At 52.1% G+C, this 14,771-nt stretch carries 13 protein-coding genes and 1 tRNA gene; 10 read left to right on the forward strand and 4 right to left on the reverse strand.

Features of this window, described 5'->3' with window-relative positions; all coding sequences use genetic code 11:
• Positions 1–17: 17 nt before the first annotated feature.
• The 4 genes from OGX96_RS08460 to yejF are packed head-to-tail and all read left to right on the forward strand — an operon-like array spanning position 18 to position 5,543.
• Positions 18–1,832 carry an extracellular solute-binding protein gene (locus OGX96_RS08460; protein WP_167820138.1) on the forward strand — a complete coding sequence of 605 codons (1,815 nt, stop codon included), beginning with the start codon at positions 18–20 and terminating at the stop codon, positions 1,830–1,832.
• A complete protein-coding gene (locus tag OGX96_RS08465; protein WP_103285562.1) occupies positions 1,833–2,927 on the forward strand; it encodes a microcin C ABC transporter permease YejB in 1,095 nt (364 codons plus the stop codon). It abuts the gene before it with no gap.
• Positions 2,927–3,952: an ABC transporter permease gene (locus OGX96_RS08470; protein WP_003834577.1), complete on the forward strand. Its 1,026-nt coding sequence runs from the start codon at positions 2,927–2,929 to the stop codon at positions 3,950–3,952. Before OGX96_RS08465 ends, OGX96_RS08470 begins: the two co-directional genes overlap by 1 nt.
• Before the next feature lies 1 nt (position 3,953).
• Complete coding sequence (gene yejF, locus OGX96_RS08475) at positions 3,954–5,543, forward strand: microcin C ABC transporter ATP-binding protein YejF (RefSeq protein ID WP_032944026.1); 1,590 nt, start codon at positions 3,954–3,956, stop codon at positions 5,541–5,543.
• Between the two features lie 3 nt (positions 5,544–5,546).
• Here the strand turns inward: yejF and OGX96_RS08480 are convergent, their stop codons facing one another.
• The 3 genes from OGX96_RS08480 to rsuA all read right to left on the reverse strand — a co-directional run bounded on the left by OGX96_RS08480 (position 5,547) and on the right by rsuA (position 8,138).
• On the reverse strand, positions 5,547–5,891 hold the full coding sequence (locus tag OGX96_RS08480) for a YejG family protein (protein ID WP_085951589.1): 345 nt from the start codon (positions 5,889–5,891) through the stop codon (positions 5,547–5,549).
• 333 nt (positions 5,892–6,224) lie between these two features.
• Complete coding sequence (locus tag OGX96_RS08485) at positions 6,225–7,415, reverse strand: Bcr/CflA family multidrug efflux MFS transporter (protein ID WP_003834584.1); 1,191 nt, start codon at positions 7,413–7,415, stop codon at positions 6,225–6,227.
• 15 nt (positions 7,416–7,430) lie between these two features.
• A complete protein-coding gene (rsuA, locus tag OGX96_RS08490; protein ID WP_008785291.1) occupies positions 7,431–8,138 on the reverse strand; it encodes a 16S rRNA pseudouridine(516) synthase RsuA in 708 nt (235 codons plus the stop codon).
• Between the two features lie 151 nt (positions 8,139–8,289).
• On the opposite strand from rsuA, the gene radD reads away from it, so the two are divergent.
• Both radD and rplY read left to right on the forward strand, forming a co-directional pair.
• The gene (gene radD, locus OGX96_RS08495) at positions 8,290–10,050 is read left to right on the forward strand and encodes a DNA repair helicase RadD (protein ID WP_167820140.1); all 1,761 of its coding nucleotides are present in this window, start codon (positions 8,290–8,292) and stop codon (positions 10,048–10,050) included.
• A gap of 124 nt (positions 10,051–10,174) precedes the next feature.
• Positions 10,175–10,459 carry a 50S ribosomal protein L25 gene (rplY, locus tag OGX96_RS08500; protein ID WP_003027502.1) on the forward strand — a complete coding sequence of 95 codons (285 nt, stop codon included), beginning with the start codon at positions 10,175–10,177 and terminating at the stop codon, positions 10,457–10,459.
• A 120-nt stretch (positions 10,460–10,579) separates the two neighbouring features.
• Here rplY and yejK read toward each other — a convergent pair whose 3' ends face one another.
• Positions 10,580–11,587, reverse strand: a complete 1,008-nt coding sequence (gene yejK / locus OGX96_RS08505) for a nucleoid-associated protein YejK (RefSeq protein WP_003027504.1) — start codon at positions 11,585–11,587, stop codon at positions 10,580–10,582.
• Between the two features lie 134 nt (positions 11,588–11,721).
• On the opposite strand from yejK, the gene OGX96_RS08510 reads away from it, so the two are divergent.
• From OGX96_RS08510 to narP, 4 genes are all read left to right on the forward strand, one after another.
• Positions 11,722–11,949 (forward strand): YejL family protein, encoded by a 228-nt coding sequence (locus OGX96_RS08510; RefSeq protein ID WP_003027506.1) that lies wholly within the window; start codon positions 11,722–11,724, stop codon positions 11,947–11,949.
• Positions 11,950–11,980: 31 nt separating this feature from the next.
• Positions 11,981–13,741: an LPS biosynthesis-modulating metalloenzyme YejM gene (gene yejM / locus OGX96_RS08515; RefSeq protein WP_057066518.1), complete on the forward strand. Its 1,761-nt coding sequence runs from the start codon at positions 11,981–11,983 to the stop codon at positions 13,739–13,741.
• Between the two features lie 74 nt (positions 13,742–13,815).
• Positions 13,816–13,892: transfer RNA gene (locus tag OGX96_RS08520), tRNA-Pro, on the forward strand.
• A gap of 208 nt (positions 13,893–14,100) precedes the next feature.
• The gene (gene narP / locus OGX96_RS08525) at positions 14,101–14,748 is read left to right on the forward strand and encodes a nitrate/nitrite response regulator protein NarP (RefSeq protein ID WP_003834605.1); all 648 of its coding nucleotides are present in this window, start codon (positions 14,101–14,103) and stop codon (positions 14,746–14,748) included.
• The last annotated feature ends 23 nt before the right edge of the window (positions 14,749–14,771 follow it).

Raw genomic sequence — 14,771 nt, forward strand, 5'->3', positions numbered from 1 at the left:
AAGGAAATCGCTTTTATATGATCCCTCGCGTACTGCTTCTGTTTATTACCCTCATCGGGTTTAGCGCCCAGGCGCAATCCATCAAAGAAAGCTATGCTTTTGCCGTACTGGGTGAACCGAAGTACGCATTTAACTTTAATCACTTCGATTATGTGAATCCCGCAGCCCCTAAAGGGGGTCAAATCACCCTGTCCGCCATTGGCACGTTTGACAACTTTAACCGCTATGCGATGCGCGGTAACCCCGGCGCACGTACCGAAACGCTTTACGATACGTTGTTTACGACCTCTGACGATGAACCTGGTAGCTATTACCCGCTCATTGCCGACAGCGCACGCTATGCTAACGACTATTCCTGGGTAGAAATTGCCATTAATCCACGAGCGCGTTTTCACGATGGCTCACCCATTACCGCCCGCGACGTCGCATTCACCTTCCACAAATTTATGACTGAAGGCGTGCCGCAGTTTCGTCTGGTCTACAAGGGAACAACGGTAAAAGCCATCGCGCCATTAACCGTACGCATTGAATTAGCCAAACCGGGTAAAGAGGACATGCTCAGCCTGTTTTCATTACCCGTGATGCCAGAGAAGTACTGGAAAGATCATAAGCTCAGCGATCCCTTATCATCGCCACCGCTCGCCAGCGGCCCTTATCGCATTACGAAATGGAAGATGGGCCAGTATATTGTCTATTCGCGCGTCAAAGATTATTGGGCCGCTAATCTGCCCGTCAATCGTGGACGCTGGAACTTTGATACCATCCGCTACGACTACTATCTGGATGATAACGTCGCCTTTGAAGCGTTTAAGGCCGGTGCGTTTGATCTGCGTCTTGAAAATGATGCCAAAAACTGGGCGACGCGTTATACCGGGAAAAATTTCGCGAATCATTACATCATCAAAGATGAGCAAAAAAACGAGTCCGCGCAGGATACCCGCTGGCTGGCATTTAATATTCAGCGTCCGGTATTCAGCGACCGACGGGTACGGGAAGCCATCACGCTGGCCTTTGATTTTGAATGGATGAATAAAGCGCTGTTCTATAATGCCTGGAGCCGGACCAACAGCTATTTTCAGAATACCGAATATGCCGCGACAAAATACCCCGACGCAGATGAGCTGGTGATACTCGCGCCCTTGAAAAAAGATATCCCCTCTGAGGTCTTTAGCCAAATCTATCAGCCGCCAAAATCAAAAGGCGATGGCTACGACCGCGACAACCTGTTGAAAGCCGATACCTTACTGGAGCAGGCCGGGTGGGTACTAAAGGGTCAGCAGCGCGTAAACAGCGCCAGCGGTAAACCTCTGAGCTTTGAACTGTTGCTCCCGGCGGGCAGCAACAGTCAGTGGGTGCTGCCGTTCCAGCACAACCTGCAGCGCTTAGGTATTACCATGAATATCCGCCAGGTGGATAACTCACAAATCACGAACCGCCTGCGCAGTCGCGACTATGACATGATGCCGAGGTTGTATCGCGCGATGCCGTGGCCGAGTTCGGACCTGCAAATTCTGTGGGCCTCTCAATATATTGATTCCAGCTACAACGCCCCCGGCGTACAAAGCCCGGTGATTGATAAACTGATCGACCAAATCATCGCGGCACAAGGTGATAAAGCCAAATTGATCCCACTAGGCCGGGCACTGGACAGGGTATTAACCTGGAACTACTACATGTTGCCGATGTGGTTTATGGCAGAGGATCGCATCGCCTGGTGGGATAAATTTTCACATCCTGCTATTCGCCCAATTTACACCATTGGCCTCGACAACTGGTGGTATGACGTCAACAAAGCGGCGAAACTGCCCGCTGCCAGACGACAGGGAGAATAAATGGGCGCGTATCTGATTCGACGTCTACTGCTGGTGATCCCAACGCTTTGGGCCATCATCACCATCAACTTTTTTATCGTGCAAATAGCCCCAGGCGGACCGGTTGAACAGGCCGTCGCCGCCATTGAGTTCGGGCAAAGCGGGGCATTACCCGGCGCGGGTAGCGAAGGCGTTCGCGCCAGCCACGCGCAAACCGGCGTTGGTAACATCAGCGACAGTAATTATCGAGGCGGCCGGGGTCTGGACCCGGAAGTGATCGCCGAAATCACTCGCCGCTATGGGTTCGATAAGCCCATTCATGAGCGTTACTTCAAAATGCTCTGGGATTACATTCGTTTCGATTTCGGTGACAGCCTGTTTCGTAGCGCCTCGGTGCTGACGCTTATCAAAGACAGCCTGCCTGTTTCCGTCACGCTGGGGCTGTGGAGTACGCTCATCATCTATCTGGTGTCGATACCGCTTGGGATCCGCAAAGCGGTGCATAACGGCAGCCGGTTTGATGTCTGGAGCAGCGCATTTATTATTGTCGGCTATGCCATACCGGCCTTTCTGTTTGCCATTTTGCTGATCGTCTTTTTTGCCGGGGGAAGCTACTACGACCTGTTCCCGCTTCGCGGGCTGGTTTCGGCCAATTTTGACTCCCTGCCCTGGTATCAGAAAGTAACCGACTACCTTTGGCATATTACCCTGCCGGTGCTGGCGACGGTGGTTGGTGGGTTTGCCGCACTGACTATGCTGACCAAGAACTCATTTCTGGATGAGGTGCGCAAACAATATGTCGTCACCGCACGCGCTAAAGGGGTCAGCGAGAAAAATATTCTGTGGAAACATGTGTTTCGCAATGCCATGTTGCTGGTGATCGCCGGCTTCCCGGCAACGTTTATCAGCATGTTTTTTACCGGCTCACTGCTGATTGAAGTGATGTTCTCACTTAACGGCCTGGGATTGCTGGGTTATGAATCCACCGTATCACGCGACTACCCGGTAATGTTTGGCACGCTTTATATCTTCACCCTGATCGGTCTGCTGCTGAATATCCTCAGCGACATCAGCTATACGCTGGTCGATCCTCGTATTGATTTTGAGGGACGCTAATGTCGCGATTAAGCCCCGTCAATCAGGCCCGCTGGGCGCGCTTTCGCCACAACCGTCGCGGCTACTGGTCGCTGTGGATTTTTCTGGTGCTGTTCGGTCTTAGCCTGTGTTCAGAACTGATTGCCAATGATAAGCCGCTACTGGTGCGCTACGACAATAGCTGGTATTTCCCCCTGTTCAAAAACTACAGTGAAAGCGACTTCGGCGGACCGCTGGCGACTCAGGCTGATTATCAGGACCCGTGGCTACAACAGCGCCTGGAAAACCAGGGCTGGATCCTGTGGGCACCAATACGCTTTGGGGCCACCAGCATTAACTTTGCCACCGATAAGCCCTTCCCTTCCCCACCTTCCGCACAAAACTGGCTGGGAACAGACGCCAACGGCGGTGATGTACTGGCGCGCATCCTCTACGGCACACGTATTTCTGTCTTGTTTGGTCTAATGCTCACTCTCTGTTCGAGCGTGATGGGCATTATGGCTGGCGCAATTCAGGGCTATTATGGCGGCAAGGTGGACCTGTGGGGGCAACGATTCATTGAAGTTTGGTCAGGAATGCCAACGCTGTTTCTCATCATCCTATTGTCGAGCGTGGTCCAGCCTAACTTCTGGTGGCTGTTGGGCATTACCGTATTGTTTGGCTGGATGAGTCTGGTTGGCGTGGTGCGCGCGGAATTTTTACGTACCCGAAACTTTGATTACATTCGAGCCGCTCAAGCGCTAGGCGTAAGCGATCGCAGTATTATTCTGCGTCATATGCTGCCTAACGCGATGGTCGCGGCCCTGACTTTTTTACCGTTTATTTTATGCGCCTCGATAACCACCCTGACCTCACTGGATTTTCTTGGGTTCGGTTTACCGCTTGGCTCGCCATCACTGGGAGAACTCCTGTTGCAGGGTAAAAACAACCTGCAGGCACCGTGGCTTGGCATCACCGCATTCATCTCCGTTGCCCTGCTACTATCGCTACTGATCTTTATTGGTGAAGCGGTACGCGATGCGTTTGATCCCAACAAGGCGATTTAAAATGACACAACCTCTGTTAGCCATTGAGAATTTATCGGTAGGTTTTCGTCAACAAGAGACCGTGCGCACCGTAGTCAATGCCCTCTCACTACGGGTTGATGCCGGACAAACGCTAGCGCTGGTGGGCGAGTCTGGATCGGGGAAAAGCGTGACCGCGCTTTCTATCCTACGGTTGTTACCGTCCCCTCCGGTAGTTTACCCTTCCGGAGACATCCGTTTTCATGGTGAATCATTACTTCACGCCAACGAGCAGACGCTTCGCGGCGTAAGGGGGAATAAAATCGCCATGATTTTCCAGGAGCCGATGGTGTCACTGAACCCGCTCCACAATCTGGAAAAACAGCTTTATGAAGTGCTGTCGCTGCATAGGGGAATGCGTCGGGAAGCGGCGCGGGCAGAAATCCTGACCTGCCTGGATCGCGTTGGCATCCGTCAGGCAGCCAAACGTCTCGCAGATTACCCACACCAACTGTCCGGCGGTGAACGCCAGCGTGTGATGATCGCCATGGCACTGCTGACACGACCTGAGCTGCTTATTGCTGATGAACCGACTACCGCGCTGGACGTTTCCGTTCAGGCACAGATCCTGCAATTGCTGAGGGAACTACAGCGCGAGCTGAATATGGGATTACTGTTCATCACCCACAACCTGAGTATTGTGAAAAAACTGGCCGATACCGTGGCGGTCATGCAAAACGGCCAGTGCGTTGAGCAAAATAGAGCAGCACAGTTGCTCACTGCGCCAACGCATCCCTACACGAAGAAATTGTTAAACAGCGAACCTTCCGGCGACCCGGTACCTTTGCCTGTCGGGCAAGCTCCGTTGCTGGAAGTGGAAAAACTCCGCGTCGCCTTTCCTATCCGCAAAGGTATCCTGAAACGCGTGGTGGACCACAACGTCGTCGTTAACGACGTCAGTTTTTCCCTCCGGCCCGGTGAAACGCTGGGGCTGGTTGGAGAGTCAGGCTCCGGAAAAAGCACTACCGGACTGGCGCTTCTGCGGTTAATCACCTCGCAGGGAAGCATTGTGTTCGATGGTCTGGCACTGCATACCTTAAATCGACGCCAGCTGTTGCCGGTCCGTCACCGTATTCAGGTGGTATTTCAGGATCCCAACTCCTCGCTGAACCCACGCCTGAGCGTGCTACAGATTATCGAGGAGGGGTTGCGCGTTCATCAGCCTACCCTGTCAGCCGAACAACGCGAGGCACAGGTGAAAGCGGTAATGGCGGAAGTGGGATTGGATAGTGAAACGCGACATCGTTATCCTGCGGAGTTTTCTGGCGGACAACGCCAACGCATTGCTATTGCGAGAGCATTGATTCTCAAACCTTCCCTGATCATTCTGGATGAACCAACATCGTCGCTCGACAGGACCGTACAGGCGCAAATCCTGACGTTGTTAAAATCCTTACAGGAAAAGCATCGGCTGGCTTATATTTTTATCAGCCATGATTTGCACGTAGTACGCGCATTATGCCATCAGGTTATTGTGCTACGTCAGGGAGAGGTTGTGGAGCAAGGGCAATGCGAGCACGTCTTTAACGCACCACAGCAGGCCTATACGCGTCAGCTGCTCGCGCTAAGCTGACGCTCAAAAAGGATTGTTGTTTGAAAACGGTTCTGCGATAGCCACGCCGAAGTTTTTCAGTCTGCAGGTCGCGGCAAATTCGTCCTGGCGATTCACAAACAGGCACGGCTCTCCTTCACATTCCAGTACGGAACAAGGAACCTCGATATCACTGAGGGCCTGGCTGAGCTTATGCATGACTGACCACGCGCTGTCACCATCAGGACTGAGCAATTTGAGTGCCACCAGGCTGTTCTCATTACTCTGACCGTTTTGCGGAATCGGTTCAACTTTCGAACCTGCGAAACCCACCGACCAACGATAGCTCTGCGGCAGACGATGAACGATTGAGAGTTGTAATGTCATCACTTTCTTTCCCTGGAAGCACAATCACTTCACAATTATTTTACATCAATATTAACACATCATTGACAATACGTCTTTAGACAGTTGGTAAACGTTTACATCCAGTACTTATGCTGCTTACAGAACCCAGTAATTAAATTTATTCAACGGTTCTGGCATATTTCCGGGCTATATGTACTCGTTTCTGCGATCTAACTCAACCTTTTTAACTACAATGATGTGACTTTTTACATAAATTGATTTTACATAAAATAAACATAAGCGGGGGAAATGATAGATTTGCGGTTGATGTACATCAACTCTGGAGACCTTATGGCCCCCAGGTTGTGTAATAGATCACCGTTTTTGAGCGCGACTGGCGTAAAGATAGAAGAGAATTGAGCAGGTAGCGCAAAATGCGATCGACCATATCATTGGCCAGGCCGAGTTAAAGGTCGCCAGAGACAACAGGGCCCCGACAATGGCGCCAATACCAAAGCGGAATGTCCCAGCCAGCGATGACGCCGTTCCCGCCATATGCGGAAATTCATCCAGAATAACCGCCATGGCGTTTGATGACACCATCGATACACAGCCAACAAACGCCGCAACGCCAACGACCAGAGCCCAGAACCCCAGCCCAAACAGTGCGCTAAAGACCATCCATCCCGCCATCACGAACTGGATCCACAGACCGGTACGGAACATATTCAATGCCCCAACCCGACGCACAAAGCGACTGTTGATGATAGTCATCACGAACAGGAATACGATGTTCAGTGCGAAGTAATAACCGAAATGCTGCGGTGAAACGTGGTTGATCTCAATGTAAACAAAGGGTCCGGCGCTCAGAAACGAGAACATCCCGGCAAAGCTGAACCCGCTGGCCAGCATATAGCTCAGCACTCGTTTATGACGAAACAGCGAGGCAAAGTTGCCAATAGTGGTACGCAGGCGAAACGGCTGGCGACGCTCTACAGGCAGGGTCTCTTTGATCAGCGTAAAGATCATCACCGACGCCAGAACAGCCGCCATGGCGAGGATCCAAAAGATATAGTGCCAGCTAAGCCATACCAGCACCCAACCACCCACGATAGGTGCCAACAAAGGCGCAATTGTGGTCACCAGCATGACGAATGACATCATGCGCGAGAACTCTTCCTTCGGATAGATATCGCGCATCAGGGCGTTGATAACCACGCTGGCCGCCGCGGCAGCCAGACCGTGGAAGAAACGCATCACGATCAGTTGATCAATAGTTTGCGCCAGGGCGCAGGCCACTGCCGCCGCCGCAAACACCAGCGTTCCGCCCAGAATCACCGGCTTGCGCCCAATGCTGTCAGCCATTGGGCCATAGAGCAACTGCCCCACTGCAAACCCCAGAATATAGGTACTGAGGGTCATCTGCGCGCTACCCGCAGGCACACCAAACTGTTCTGAGATAACAGGTAGCGCCGGAAGATACATATCAATCGACAACGGCATCAGCATGGCTAACAAGCCAAGGATAAAGACTATGGCAATTGACGAGTTCTGCCGGGTGGTCACATTTAGCTCCTGAAATTAACGCGGGGTTAAGTTAACGCTGGCGATTTCTTCTTCGGTCAATGGACGGTATTCACCCGGCTCCAGATCGTCATCAAGCCTGATGTCACCAATTCGTTCACGGTGCAGTTCCACAACGTGGTTACCCACCGCGGCAAACATACGTTTTACCTGATGATAACGCCCTTCGCTGATGGTCAATCGCACCTGAGTTGGCGTAATGACCTCCAGAACAGCCGGTTTGGTCAGGTCTTTTTCATTATGCAACTGTACGCCATGGGCAAACTGCTCGGCGGTATCGTCTGCCACTGGCGACTCCAGCGTCACCAGATAGGTTTTCTCACAATGGTGACGAGGAGAGGTGATACGATGCGACCACTGTCCGTCATCGGTCATCAGTACCAGTCCGGTGGTGTCGATATCCAGACGCCCTGCCGCATGCAGTTTGTAGGCAACCGGTTCATCAAGGAAATAGAGCACCGTCGGATGATCCGGGTCATCCGTTGAGCAAACATAACCCTGAGGCTTATTCAGCATAAAATAGCGCGGGCCATTTTGTTGAACCAGGGAATTACCGTCATATTCGACGTCGTGTTCTGGTAGCAGCTTAAAGGCACTGTTTTTAACGATTTCACCGTCGACGGTAACGCGGTTAGCACGGATCTCACGCCCGGCAATAGCGCGGCTGACGCCGAGTTGCTGAGCGATAAATTTATCAAGTCGCATGAGTGTGATTTTTGCCTGTAAAAATACGAGAAGCGGGTTTACGCCCGAAAAGTGGGACTATTATCCGCCCAGTATAGCGGTGTTACACCATCCCTCAAGGGAAATGATTCATGGCATACTATACATTGTTGCTGTTTACCTTAATGAGCTCATGATTTTTACTCTTCGCCCGTACCAAAAAGAAGCCGTGGACGCCACGCTCAACCATTTTCGCCACCACCGCACCCCGGCGGTTATCGTCCTGCCAACCGGCGCGGGCAAAAGTTTGGTGATTGCTGAACTGGCCCGCGTGGCACGTGGTCGCGTACTGGTACTGGCGCACGTCAAAGAACTGGTCGCACAAAACCATGCCAAATATTGTGCGCTGGGGCTGGAAGCCGATATTTTTGCCGCAGGCCTGAAGCGTAAAGAGAGCCACGGGAAGGTAGTCTTTGGCAGCGTACAGTCGGTAGCGCGTAATCTGGACGCCTTTCAGGGTGAATTCTCACTGCTGATCGTCGATGAATGCCACCGTATTGGCGATGATGAAGAGAGTCAGTATCAGCAAATCCTCACTCACCTGACTAAAGTAAATCCCCACTTACGTCTGCTCGGGCTTACCGCCACACCTTTTCGTTTGGGTAAGGGCTGGATTTATCATTTTCATTATCATGGTATGGTGCGCGGTGATGAAAAAACGCTGTTTCGCGACTGCATTTATGAATTACCGCTGCGCTACATGATTAAACACGGCTACCTGACGCCGCCAGAACGCCTCGACATGCCGGTCGTGCAGTATGACTTTAGTCGCCTGCAGGCGCAGAGTAACGGCCTGTTTAGCGAAGCGGATCTGAATCAGGAGCTGAAAAAGCAGCAACGAATAACGCCGCATATCATCAGCCAGATTGTCGAGTTTGCCCAAACCCGCAAAGGGGTGATGATTTTCGCCGCCACCGTTGAGCACGCCAAAGAAATTCTGGGCCTGCTGCCCGCTGACGACGCCGCGCTAATCACTGGGGATACGCCAGGCGCTGAGCGCGACGTGCTGATTGAAGAGTTCAAAGCCCAGCGCTTTCGCTATCTGGTGAATGTGTCGGTCCTGACCACCGGCTTTGATGCCCCGCACGTTGACCTTATCGCCATTCTGCGCCCGACGGAGTCAGTTAGCCTTTACCAACAAATTGTCGGTCGCGGGTTGCGCCTTGCACCGGGTAAAACCGACTGTCTGATCCTCGATTATGCCGGCAACCCGCACGATCTGTACGCACCGGAAGTGGGTGCTCCGAAAGGGAAAAGCGACAACGTTCCGGTACAGGTGTTCTGTCCTGCCTGCGGATTTGCAAACACCTTCTGGGGCAAAACCACGGCAGACGGCACGCTGATTGAACATTTTGGCCGCCGCTGCCAGGGATGGTTTGAAGATGATGACGGCCATCGCGAACAGTGCGATTTTCGTTTCCGTTTTAAAAACTGTCCACAATGCAACGCGGAAAATGACATTGCTGCCCGCCGTTGTCGGGAGTGCGACACGGTGCTGGTTGACCCGGATGACATGCTGAAAGCCGCGCTCAGGCTCAAAGATGCGCTGGTCCTGCGCTGTAGTGGTATGGTGTTACAAAACGGGCAGGATGATAAAGGCGAATGGCTGAAAATCACCTATTACGATGAAGATGGCGCTGACGTCAGCGAACGCTTTCGCCTGCACACTCCCGCGCAGCGTACGGCCTTCGAACAACTGTTTATTCGCCCGCACACCCGAACACCCGGTATACCCTTACGCTGGATAACCGCCGCCGATATCCTCAATCAGCAGGCGTTGTTACGGCATCCTGATTTCGTGGTGGCGCGCATGAAAGGTCAGTACTGGCAGGTCCGTGAAAAGGTCTTCGATTATGAAGGACGCTTTCGTCGGGCACATGAATTACGCGGTTAATCGTACTTTTGATTGATGTACCAGCCGTTTGAGTATAGAATCTCGCCCGCTTTTGCATACGCAAAGCAGATCACTTACCTGTTGCTGGGTCGCCTGTAGCAGGAATTATTAAAGAGAGATTTAAATGTTTACTATCAACGCTGAAGTACGTAAAGAGCAGGGTAAGGGTGCGAGCCGCCGCCTGCGTGCCGCTAACAAGTTCCCGGCAATCATCTACGGTGGCGCAGAAGCCCCGATTGCTATCGAACTGGATCACGATGCAGTTATGAACATGCAAGCTAAAGCTGAATTCTACAGCGAAGTTCTGACCATCGTTGTTGACGGTAAAGAAGTTAAAGTTAAAGCTCAGGCTGTACAGCGTCACCCGTTCAAGCCGAAGCTGTCCCACATCGACTTCGTTCGCGCGTAATCGCAAACAAGTTGAAGAAAAACCCCGCCAAGGCGGGGTTTTTTTATGGGGTTTTGTCATCGATACTGATGGTTCTCGTCGACCGGATAAGGCGTTAACGCTCTCACCCGGCACACGGTTTTATTTCCCGCCAGACGTGCGGCGCTGCAGCTGGTCGCGCAGGTTCGGCGGCGTACCTTTGATGGTCAAGGTGTCCGTCGCCGGATCCCAGAAAATACGTTCACCCAGTAACATAGCGTCGAAGTTAATGGTTAACCCACCGCCGCTGCCGGCAAATTTGGTTAACTGACGCAGCGTACTGCGATCCGCAGGGAAGCTCTCTTCCAGCTCGTAGCCTTTATCAGCGGTAAATTCGCTGAAGCTAACTTCACTGACGCCGGAAAGCTCTTTAGACAGCGACTCTAGCTCGATCTCTTCACCTGCCTGCAACTGCTCGTTACAGTAGCTGTACACCTGCTGACGTACATTCTGGCGTTCGGCTTTATCGAGTTGCGCCTCGGCAGTAAAGTCATCGACCGCCTGCAGCAGACCACGGTTTTGTGCTTTGGCGTTCAGACCTTCGCTGGCACCGAGGAAATCCATAAAGAAATCGGCGACTTTGCGCCCTACTCGCCCTTTCAGGAACGTCAGATAGCGCGTGGACTCCGGATTGGTTTCCCACTCGGTTAAATCAATACGCGCCACGATGTCCGCATGATTGATATCCAGATAGTGCGTCGGGTTGATATCCAGATTTTCATTGACGCGCATGCTGCTTAAATTGTTCAGCACGGCGACCAGCAGATACTCTACCGCCAGATAGCGGTAATGGCAGAACAGGACAATACCGCCGTCGGCAAAAGGATATTTCGCCAGCTCGTCCCGCAAGCGTCCGGTCGCGGCACGACTAAATGCCAGAAAATCCTCTTCACCCTGACGCTGTAAACGCAGCGTTTGCGCCAGTTCACTCTCTTCGCTAAACAGGCCATAGGCTTTATTCTTGGCGCTATACACCCGATGCAACTCAGCCATCATATCGACAACCGTCGCTGTCGGTTCCAGTAATGAATCGCGCAAGACCAGCTCAAGGTTCTGCTCGTCACGTTTGATAAGCTGGTGCAGGGCAATCTGGTTGATATCCAGACTCATGATAAACTCTCCTTTTAGACCGGGCGGTATTCAACCACCTGCCGGGCAGTGACGCAATAGAAGATAAAAAAGCAGAAAAAAAACTGTCTGTACGGTAATATGTTGCCCTTTCATGAACAGACTGATTTCGATTTATGCCACAAATTTCCCGCTATAGTGACGAACACGTTGAACAACTGCTGAATGAGATGCTCAACGTACTGGAAAAACATAAGGCGCCGACCGACCTTTCCCTGATGGTTCTGGGAAACATGGTGACTAACCTTATCAATACAAGCATCGCACCGGCCCAGCGCCAGGCGATTGCCAACTCTTTTGCCCGCGCATTGCAGTCTTCGGTAAACGACGACCAAGCGCATTAAGAGCCTGCTCCGGGGAAACGAACAACAGTTTATGGTAACTCATCGTCAGCGCTACCGTGAGAAAGTCTCCCAGATGGTTAGCTGGGGGCACTGGTTTGCCTTGTTCAACATTCTGTTGGCCATGGTTCTCGGTAGCCGTTACCTGTTTGTCGCCGACTGGCCGACAACCCTTGCAGGTCGTGTTTATTCCTACCTGAGCGTTGTCGGGCATTTTAGCTTTCTGGTGTTTGCCACCTATCTGCTAATCCTGTTTCCCCTGACGTTTATCGTCATGTCCCAGAGGCTGATGCGATTCTTATCAGCTATTCTGGCGACAGCTGGCATGACGCTGTTGTTAATCGACAGCGAAGTTTTCACCCGCTTCCACCTGCACCTTAACCCGATAGTCTGGGAACTGGTCATTAATCCTGACCAGAACGAAGCGGCGCGTGACTGGCAACTGTTGTTTATCAGCGTGCCGGTTATCCTGCTAATAGAAATGTTGTTTGCGACCTGGAGCTGGCAAAAGCTGCGCAGCCTGACGCGTCGTCGCCATTTCGCCAAACCGTTAGCGGCATTCTTCTTCGTTTCTTTTATCGCCTCGCATGTGGTGTATATCTGGGCAGATGCCAATTTCTATCGCCCAATTACCATGCAGCGCGCAAACCTGCCGCTCTCCTACCCGATGACGGCGCGTAAGTTTCTGGAAAAACATGGCCTGCTGGATGCGCAAGAGTATCAGCGTCGCCTGATCGAACAGGGTAATCCGGAAGCGGTTTCCGTGCAGTACCCTCTCAGCGAACTGCACTATCGCGATCTGGGCACCGGCCAGAATGTTCTGCTGATCACCGTAGACGGCCTGAACTACTCACGCTTTGAAAAACAGATGCCTGCGCTGGCTGAGTTCGCCGGGCAGAATATCTCCTTTACGCGTCACATGAGCTCAGGCAACACCACGGATAACGGGATCTTTGGCCTGTTCTATGGCGTATCACCAAGCTACATGGACGGCATTTTGTCGACCCGAACGCCTGCGGCGCTGATCTCTGCACTGAACCAGCAGGGTTATCAGTTAGGGCTATTCTCCTCGGATGGCTTTACCAGCCCGCTTTATCGTCAGGCGCTACTGTCAGATTTCTCCATGCCGAGCGTGCAAACGCAATCAGACGAACAAACCGCAAGCCAATGGATTAACTGGCTGGGACGCTACGCGCAGGAAGATAATCGCTGGTTCTCCTGGGTCTCCTTTAACGGGACAAACCTTGATGACAGTAACCAGAAGAACTTTGCCAAACGCTACGCCAGCGCCGCTCAGGATGTGGATGCCAATATTAACCGTGTTCTTAGCGCCCTGCGCGACTCGGGTAAACTGGACAACACGGTGGTGATTATTACCGCTGGCCGCGGTGTGCCACTGACTCAGGAAGAGAACAACTTTGCCTGGTCGCGCGGTCATCTACAGGTTCCTCTGGTGATTCACTGGCCGGGAACACCTGCCCAGCGTATCAATAGCCTGACCGATCATACAGACCTGATGACGACGCTGATGCAGCGCCTGCTGCATGTCAGCACGCCGGCTAACGAATACTCGCAGGGGCAGGATTTGTTCAATGCTACACGTCGCCATTACTGGGTGACCGCCGCTGACGGCAGCACGATGGCAGTGACTACGCCAGAGATGACGCTGGTGCTGAACAACAACGGAAATTATCAGACCTATGATTTACGTGGCGAGAAAATAAAAGATCAGAAACCGCAGCTCAGCCTGCTGCTACAGGTTCTGACGGATGAGAAACGATTTATTGCTAACTGATTAATTATAAATCAGTTAGTGAGGCATCCTCTTGCATTCTTAGCGGAAAGCAGTAGTATTAACAGCCATAGCGTCGGCACGTAGCGCAGCCTGGTAGCGCACCGTCATGGGGTGTCGGGGGTCGGAGGTTCAAATCCTCTCGTGCCGACCAAAAATCCCTAAAAAAACCAACCCTTGTGGTTGGTTTTTTTATGTCTGCGATTCCGCATTCCTGAGTTTTACAGCAGCCTTCAGCACAGGTTTTACTACTTACCCATGCACAAATTGGGGTAAAATTCATCCTCTCATCAGCGCGATGAATCTGGACGATTGATGCGCTGAAAACAATAATGATACTAATAAAAGCTCAGGAGAATAGTATGCCTGAAGTAACGCCTTTTCGGGTGCTGATTGTCGACGACCACCCACTCATGCGGCGGGGAATTAGTCAATTATTGCAACTGGATCCCGCATTTGACGTAGTCGCTGAAGCTGGCGACGGCGCAAGTGCTATCGATCTGGCAAACCGTCTGGACCTTGATGTGATCCTGCTGGATCTCAATATGAAAGGTATGAGCGGGCTGGACACCCTGAATGCGCTGCGTCGGGACGGCGTCACCGCGCAAATTATTATTCTTACCGTATCGGATGCCGCCAGCGATGTGTACGCCTTAATTGATGCCGGCGCGGATGGTTATTTACTGAAAGATAGCGATCCTGAAGTCTTGCTGGAAGCCATTCGTAACGGTGCCAAAGGTGGTAAAGCGTTTAGCGCTCGCGTTAGCGAATATCTGCGCGAACGTGACCTATTTGGTGCGCAGGAAGATCCATTCAGCATTCTCACCGAACGTGAACTGGATGTATTGCATGAACTTGCTCAGGGACTGTCGAACAAACAGATTGCATCAGTGCTGAATATTTCTGAACAGACGGTGAAGGTGCATATTCGCAACCTGCTGCGCAAACTCAATGTGCGTTCTCGCGTTGCTGCCACCATCCTGTTTTTGCAAACGCGCGGCATGCAGTAATCAATGAGATGCCGGATGACGAC

Source organism: Citrobacter sp. Cpo100 (genome assembly GCF_030332595.1).
Taxonomy (GTDB): Bacteria; Pseudomonadota; Gammaproteobacteria; order Enterobacterales; family Enterobacteriaceae; genus Citrobacter; species Citrobacter portucalensis.